Source organism: Flavobacterium sp. (assembly GCF_036405015.1).
GTDB lineage: Bacteria > Bacteroidota > Bacteroidia > Flavobacteriales > Flavobacteriaceae > Flavobacterium.
On sequence record NZ_DASWYK010000071.1, the window covers coordinates 1 to 7,495 of the forward strand.

Consider the following 7,495-nt stretch of genomic DNA (forward strand, 5'->3'; position numbering starts at 1 on the left):
TACAATTCGCCCATCATCATATCAATTGTATAATTTAGCGTAAGATTGTTTATGGTTTGAGGTCCTTCAGGCCAGACATCGTGTGTAATCAACAAATAAGTCAAATTGAATTTTATGACCACCATGACAAAAATTGCCGAAAGTACAGTTATTATATATAGGAAGTATTTTTTACGATAAACCAAATAAGGCATCAAAACCAAAATATTCAGATAACACAATGCCATGTGAATTGGAAATCCAAGTAGTGTAGTTTTTAAGGAGTAAACGTAATCGTTAAAATAACTTCCCCAGCGGAATGTATTGAATACAAGATACGTTAACCAAAAGTAAACATGGAAACGTATAGGTACTCTGTAGAGTTTGCTTGAATTAAAAATCATAGTGGTATTTTAGAATGTCGTTTATTAGTATTTTTTGATGTTTAGAGCCGTTTAAATGTCGTCCGTCTAAATTTATTTTGGTAAAAGTTGAATTTATCTAAATTTAAAGTTAAATTAATATTGTTTTGATATGAAAAAAATTACTCTGCTTTCTTTAACGGTAATTTTTATTGCAAGTTGCAAAATAAAAGTTGATAAAAATCAACATCCACAAAGTTTTGCAACAAATTATGTAGATCCTTTTATAGGTACTGGAGGTCACGGACATACGTATCCGGGAGCAACAGTTCCGTTTGGTATGCTGCAAGTGAGTCCAGATAACGGAATTTCGAGCTGGGATTGGTGTTCGGGTTATCATTATTCTGACTCCATAGTTTCTGGGTTTAGTCATTTACACTTAAGCGGGACAGGAATCGGTGATTTGGCAGATATTTTATTTATGCCTACAAACAAAAAATTAGACTTAACCGCCAAAGCCGCTTCACGCGATTTCTTACCGTATAAATCAAAATATAGTCATGCTAACGAAAAAGCAATACCGGGTTATTACCAAGTTTTTCTTGAAGATCCTAAAATCAATGTAGAATTAACTTCTACGCAAAGAACCGCATACCATAAGTATACCTATAATAATAACGACACACAATCTGTTGTAGTTGATTTAGGTTTTGCTATTAACTGGGACAAAGCAACAAAAACTGCTATTACAGTTGAAGATGCGAATACGATTAGTGGTTACCGTTATAGTACAGGCTGGGCAAAAAATCAGAAAGTGTTTTTTGTAGCGAAGTTTTCTAAACCTATTACAGAATCAATCATTACTGCTGATAAAAAAGTAGTTTCAGGTAAAAATGCTGAAGGCGAAAATACAGCATTGCAATTATTTTTCGATTCTAAAAACTCAAAAGAATTAGGTGTAAAAGTGGCACTTTCTTCTGTTAGTATCGCTAATGCGAAAGATAATTTGGAAGAAAACAAGGAATTCGAAAAAGTAAAAACTGATGCTTCTGCTGTTTGGAACAAAGCTCTAAACAAAATTACTGTCGAAACTCCAGTTGATTCTTTAAAAACAATTTTCTATACTTCTTTATATCACGCTCAAGTTGCACCGGTTACGTACAGCGATAAAAACGGACAATTTAGAACAGAAGACGATAAAATTGTTACTTCTAAAAATTATACAGCCTATTCTACTTTATCGCTTTGGGATACTTTTAGAGCTGAAAATCCATTACTTACGATTTTAGATCCAAATAGAGTTTCTGATATGGTGAACTCTATGTTAGCGTATTACGAAACTAAAAAGATACTTCCGGTTTGGACATTGTATGCCAATGAAACCAATACAATGACAGGATATCATTCGATTCCGGTTATTGTGGATGCATATATGAAAGGTATCAAAGGTTTTGATGCTGAAAAAGCTTTTGAAGCAATGAAAGCAACGATGATGCAAGACGAACGCGGATTGAATTTCTACAAAAAATACGGATATATTCCTTATAATTTATTAGACGAATCGGTTACGATCACTTTAGAATATGCTTATGATGATTGGTGTGTGGCTCAAATGGCGAAAGCTTTAGGAAAACAAGCCGATTATGAGTTTTTCTCTAAACGTGCAAAAGCTTACGAATATTTATTTGATTCGAAATCTGGTTTCATGAGAGGAAAATCGGAAGACGGAAAATCTTGGAACGAACCTTTCGATCCAAAACATTCCAACCACAGAGAGCATACCGATTATACAGAAGGAAATGCTTGGCAACACAGCTGGTTTGTACCTCATAATGTAGACAATTTTATTAAGCTTCACGGAGGAAATGACATTTTTACAAAACGTTTAGAACAATTATTTACAGAGAGTTCTGAGATTACAGGAAACAATGTTTCGGCTGATATTTCTGGTCTAATCGGACAATATGCGCACGGAAACGAGCCAAGTCACCACATTGCTTATATGTTTAATCATGCGGGTCAGCCTTGGAGAACCCAATATTGGGTTCGTCATATTTTGGATACACAATATAATACGACTGCAAACGGTCTGAGCGGAAACGAAGACTGCGGACAAATGTCAGCTTGGTACGTATTCAGTTCAATGGGATTATATCCAATGAATCCAGCTTCTGGAGAATACGAAATTGGAAGTCCGATTTTTGAAAAATCAACTTTAAATCTTCCAAACGGAAAAACTTTTGTGATTGAGGCAGAAAACGTTTCAGAGAAGAATTTCTATATCCAATCGGCTACTTTAAACGGAAAAGAATTTAATAAATCAGCGATTTCTCACCAAGAAATGCTACAAGGCGGTGTGCTTCATTTTGTAATGGGAGCACAGCCAAACAAAAACTGGGGTTTGACTAACTAATTCAAAATAAATAATTTAATGAACATTATTGACGTATCAATCATTTTAATCTATATCGTACTCTCGGTTGGTATAGGAATCTGGATTTCAAGAAAAGCATCAAAAGGGCTTGACGATTATTTCCTTGGAGGGAAATCAATCAAATGGTATTTTTTGGGATTGAGCAATGGCTCGGGGATGTTTGATGTTTCGGGAACTTCCTGGATGATTGGAGTTTTATTTTTATATGGAGTAAAAAGCTTCATGTTTATGTGGCTTTGGCCAATTTGGAATCAGATTTTCGTGATGATGTTCCTCGCGGTCTGGATCAGAAGATCGAAAGTAATGACAGGTTCTGAGTGGATTCTGACTCGTTTTGGAAGTGATCAAGCTGGAAAAGCTTCACATATTATTGTGGCAATTTTTGCGATCATTTCTACTATTGGTTTCATTGCTTATTTCTTCGTTGGAATCGGGAAATTTGTAACGATTATTCTTCCTTGGGATTTAACAGTTCACATGAATGGTTCTGTTTTCTTGACTTCAGAACAGGCTTATGCTTTGTTAATCATTTTCTTAACTACAATTTATACGGTTAAAGGAGGAATGTTTTCTGTAGTTGCAACAGAAGTTGTACAATATATTATTATGATTGTTGCCGGAGTTTTAATCGCTGGTTATGCATTTATTAATTATACAGATATTCAAATCAATTCGGTTATCACGCCAGAATGGAAAAATGTTTTCTTCGGATGGGAATTTGAAACACAATGGAGCGATAAATTCGAAACTTTCAACAGATTAATTGACACGGAAGGTTACAAAATGTTTGGCGCTTTTATCGGAATGACACTTTTCAAAGGATTTTTTGCGAGTGTTGCTGGTCCAACTCCAAGTTATGATTTACAGCGTGTTCTTTCTACAAAATCAGTAAAAGAAGCAGCTTACATGAGCGGTTTCACGAACTTAATTTTATTTATTCCTAGATATTTATTAATTACTGGAATTGTGGTTATTGCTTTAGTGAATTTAGCTCCAGAATTAAATGCAAATGTAAATTTAACAGGTGCAGATTTAGAGTTATTGATGCCAAAAGTGGTGAATCTTTATATCCCAGTTGGAATTAAAGGAATTCTTTTAGCTGGTTTATTAGCGGCTTTCATGTCTGGATTCTCGGCTTTCGTAAATGCAGGTCCAGCGTATATTGTAAATGATATTTATAAAAAATATTTCAAGCCAGTTGCTTCAAACAAACATTATATCAAAGTAAGTCAGATTTCTTCTTTCTTAGTTGTTGGTCTTGGAGTTTTCATGGGATTCTTCGCAGATTCTATCAACTCGTTAACACTTTGGATTACAAGTGCGCTGTACGGAGGTTACGTTGCAGCCAACTTTTTAAAATGGATTTGGTGGCGTTTTAACGGATGGGGTTATTTCTGGGGAATGGTTGGCGGCTTAATTGCAGCTTCTCTTCAGTTCGTTTTAGATCAAAACAAAGGGAATTTAGCAGCTGGAACATTCTTGCATGATCTTTCGCAAGTGCCATCGATTTACTTATTCCCGTTAATTTTCGGAATGTCAATTTTAGGTTGTCTTTTAGGAACTTACCTGAGCAAACCAACAGATATGGAAGTTTTAAAATCTTTCTATTCAAACGTAAGACCTTGGGGATTCTGGGGACCAGTTTATAAACATTTAAAAGCGGAAGATCAATCTTTCCAAAAAAATAATGATTTCTATTTAGATATGATGAATTGTATTATCGGAATTATTTGGCAGTCAAGTATGATTCTGCTTCCAATTTATTTCATCATCAGAGATTATCCAAAAGCAGGAGTTGCTTTGGCAGTTTTCTTGGTGACAACAACAATTTTAAAGTTTACTTGGTTAGACCGAGTTCGTAAGATAGAAGAGTAAACGTAAACCAACAACACGACAACTAGCTTTGTCAAAGTTTTAAACTTTGACAAAGCTTTACAAACAAAAACAAACAATCATAATAAAAAAAACAATAAAATGAGTACTATTCCTTGGCAAGACAGACCCGAAAACAGTAAAGATGTAATGTGGAGATATTCTGAGAATCCAATTATCGACAGATATTCGATTCCTTCATCAAACAGTATATTCAATAGTGCAGTTGTACCTTTTGGAGACGGATATGCTGGGGTTTTCAGATGTGATAACAAAGCAGTTCAAATGAATATTTTTGCTGGTTTCAGTAAAGATGGTATCAATTGGGACATCAACCATGAACCAATTGAAATGAAATCTGGTAATACAGAAATGATCGAATCGGCTTATAAATACGATCCTCGTGTGGTTTGGATTGAAGATCGTTACTGGATCACTTGGTGTAATGGTTACAACGGACCTACTATCGGAATTGGTTATACTTTCGACTTTAAAGAATTTTTCCAATGTGAAAATGCCTTTTTACCATTCAACAGAAATGGAGTTTTATTTCCACAAAAAATTAACGGAAAATACGCTATGTTAAGCCGTCCAAGTGATAACGGACATACTCCATTTGGAGATATTTGGATCAGCTACAGTCCAGACATGAAATATTGGGGAGAACACAGATTGGTAATGAAACCATCTCCGTTTGAGAAAAGTGCTTGGCAATGTACGAAAGTAGGAGCAGGACCAATTCCTATTTTAACTGAAGAAGGATGGTTGATGATTTACCACGGAGTGATCAATACTTGCAACGGTTTCCGTTATGCAATGGGTTCAGCGCTTTTAGATGTTGATTCACCAGACCAAGTAAAATACAGAACACAGCCTTATTTATTAGGACCAGCAGAGACTTATGAAATGGTTGGAGATGTTCCAAACGTAGTTTTCCCATGTGCAGCTTTACACAGTATTGAAGAAGACAAATTAGCAGTGTATTACGGTGCTGCAGATACGCATGTTGCTATTGCTTTCGGAAAATTAAGTGAAGTAATTCAGTTTACAAAAGAAAATAGTTTATAATATAAAGATGCATAGTAGAAGTAAATTATTGTCCCTAGCCGTTTTCTTTGTTGGATTGATAGGTTATACGCAATCTGAAAAAGAGGTTACACCGAAAAGTTATATTGCATATAAGACTTCAAAAGAAATTGTTATTGACGGAGACGGAGCAGATAAAGCTTGGGAAAATGCGTCTTGGACAACACCTTTTATCGATATAGAAGGCGTTGAAAAACCAAAATACAATACTCAGGTCAAAATGCTTTGGGACGATAATTACTACTATATCCTAGCAAAAATGGAGGAGCCTCATGTTTGGGCAAATCTAAGACAACGCGATACGATTATTTTTTACAATAATGATTTTGAGGTTTTTATCGATCCAGATAATGATACTCACAATTATTATGAATTAGAAATTAATGCGTTGAATACTGCTTGGGATTTATTCATCAATAAACCTTACAGAGAAAAAAATACGGTTTTAAACGACTGGAATATAACAGGTTTAAAATCGGCTGTAAAGATTGACGGAACTTTAAATAATGCTTCAGATACTGATAAAGGGTGGACATTAGAAATTGCAATTCCGTGGTCGGTTTACAAAACATCGTATTTTGATGATATTGTTCCTAAAGATAAATTTTGGAAAGTCAATTTCTCGAGAGTGAATTGGCAACACGATATTGTAAATGGTAAATACGAACGTAAAAAAGATAAAGAAGGAAAATTTCTCCCAGAATACAATTGGGTTTGGTCGCCTATGGGAGTAATAAATATGCATGAGCCCGAAAAATGGGCTTATGTATACTTCTCTTCAAAAGAAATTGGAGAACAGGATACTTTTACAATTCCGCAGGAAGAAAAAGTAAAATGGGAGCTGTATACTTTGTACCGTGCTCAAAAAAGATATTTCGAAAAGAATAAATCTTGGGCAAAATCACTGCAAAATATCAGTAAAAAAAATATAATTGTTGATGGAAAAGCTTTAAAACCAGTTTTAGAAAATCATTTATCAGGATTTAATATTTCAGTAAAAAGTCCTTTTTCAAACAAAACCTTAATAATTAAAGAAGATGGTAAAATTATTACGAACGAGTAAATTACAGAACTTTTCAAAGATTGTAGTTTTGGCACTTTCGCTGAGTTTATTCTCATGTGGACAAAAAGATGCTAAAGTAGAAGAAAACGGAAAATTCACTTTTGGTGTTTGGACTACTGCTGACGCTAAAAAATCGGATGCAGATTATTCGAAAGAATTCAAAAAATACAAAGACGGCGGTATTGACGAAGTGTTGATTAACACACAAACCGACCCAAAACTATTAGCAAGATTAGTTCCGCTTGCAACAAAAGAAGGACTAAAAGTTCACGCTTGGATTATGGCGATGAACCGACCAAACGATTCAATCGCTTTACAGCATCCAGATTGGTATCAAGTAAGCAAAGAAGGAAAATCTTGTTTTGATAACCGTCCGTATGTAGATTATTACCAATGGCTTTGCCCAACTAAAGAAGAATCTAGAAACCACGTTTTAGGTTTGGTTGAAGGTTTAGCAAAAGTAGAAGGAATTGAAAGTGTGCATTTAGATTACATTCGTTTCCCAGATATTTTCTTGCCAATCAGTTTGTTGCCAAAATACAATTTGGTTCAAGATACTGAGTTACCTCAATTTGATTTCTGTTATTGTGATGCTTGTGTAAGCAAATTTGAAAAAGAACATCACAAAAATCCAAAGAAAAGCCACAATACTTCAATTGATATGGAATGGAAAAATTTCAGATTAAATGCGGTAAAAGC

At 34.7% G+C, this 7,495-nt stretch carries 5 protein-coding genes and 1 pseudogene; 5 read left to right on the plus strand and 1 reads right to left on the minus strand.

The features are described from left to right. Positions 1–383 (minus strand): annotated as a pseudogene (locus VGE71_RS05905) (sensor histidine kinase); the annotation flags it as partial. A gap of 130 nt (positions 384–513) precedes the next feature. On the opposite strand from VGE71_RS05905, the gene VGE71_RS05910 reads away from it, so the two are divergent. The 5 genes from VGE71_RS05910 to VGE71_RS05930 all read left to right on the plus strand — a co-directional run. Beyond that, complete coding sequence (locus VGE71_RS05910; RefSeq protein ID WP_331137484.1) at positions 514–2,754, plus strand: GH92 family glycosyl hydrolase; 2,241 nt, start codon at positions 514–516, stop codon at positions 2,752–2,754. 18 nt (positions 2,755–2,772) lie between these two features. Beyond that, the gene (locus VGE71_RS05915; protein WP_331137485.1) at positions 2,773–4,650 is read left to right on the plus strand and encodes a sodium:solute symporter family protein; all 1,878 of its coding nucleotides are present in this window, start codon (positions 2,773–2,775) and stop codon (positions 4,648–4,650) included. A 99-nt stretch (positions 4,651–4,749) separates the two neighbouring features. Beyond that, entirely contained in the window at positions 4,750–5,715 is a 966-nt protein-coding gene (locus VGE71_RS05920) for a glycoside hydrolase family 130 protein (RefSeq protein WP_331137486.1), read from the plus strand. Positions 5,716–5,722: 7 nt separating this feature from the next. Continuing rightward, complete coding sequence (locus tag VGE71_RS05925) at positions 5,723–6,796, plus strand: carbohydrate-binding family 9-like protein (RefSeq protein WP_331137487.1); 1,074 nt, start codon at positions 5,723–5,725, stop codon at positions 6,794–6,796. Further along, a partial coding sequence (locus VGE71_RS05930; protein WP_331137488.1) for a hypothetical protein occupies positions 6,771–7,495 on the plus strand: 725 nt, incomplete at its 3' end. The genes VGE71_RS05925 and VGE71_RS05930, both read left to right, overlap by 26 nt.

Excerpts from the sequence above, each read along its gene's own strand:
- VGE71_RS05910 (WP_331137484.1), top strand. The coding sequence starts at position 514 with ATGAAAAAAATTACTCTGCTTTCTTTAACGGTAATTTTTATTGCAAGT.
- VGE71_RS05915 (WP_331137485.1), top strand. The coding sequence starts at position 2,773 with ATGAACATTATTGACGTATCAATCATTTTAATCTATATCGTACTCTCG.
- VGE71_RS05920 (WP_331137486.1), top strand. The coding sequence starts at position 4,750 with ATGAGTACTATTCCTTGGCAAGACAGACCCGAAAACAGTAAAGATGTA.
- VGE71_RS05925 (WP_331137487.1), top strand. The coding sequence starts at position 5,723 with ATGCATAGTAGAAGTAAATTATTGTCCCTAGCCGTTTTCTTTGTTGGA.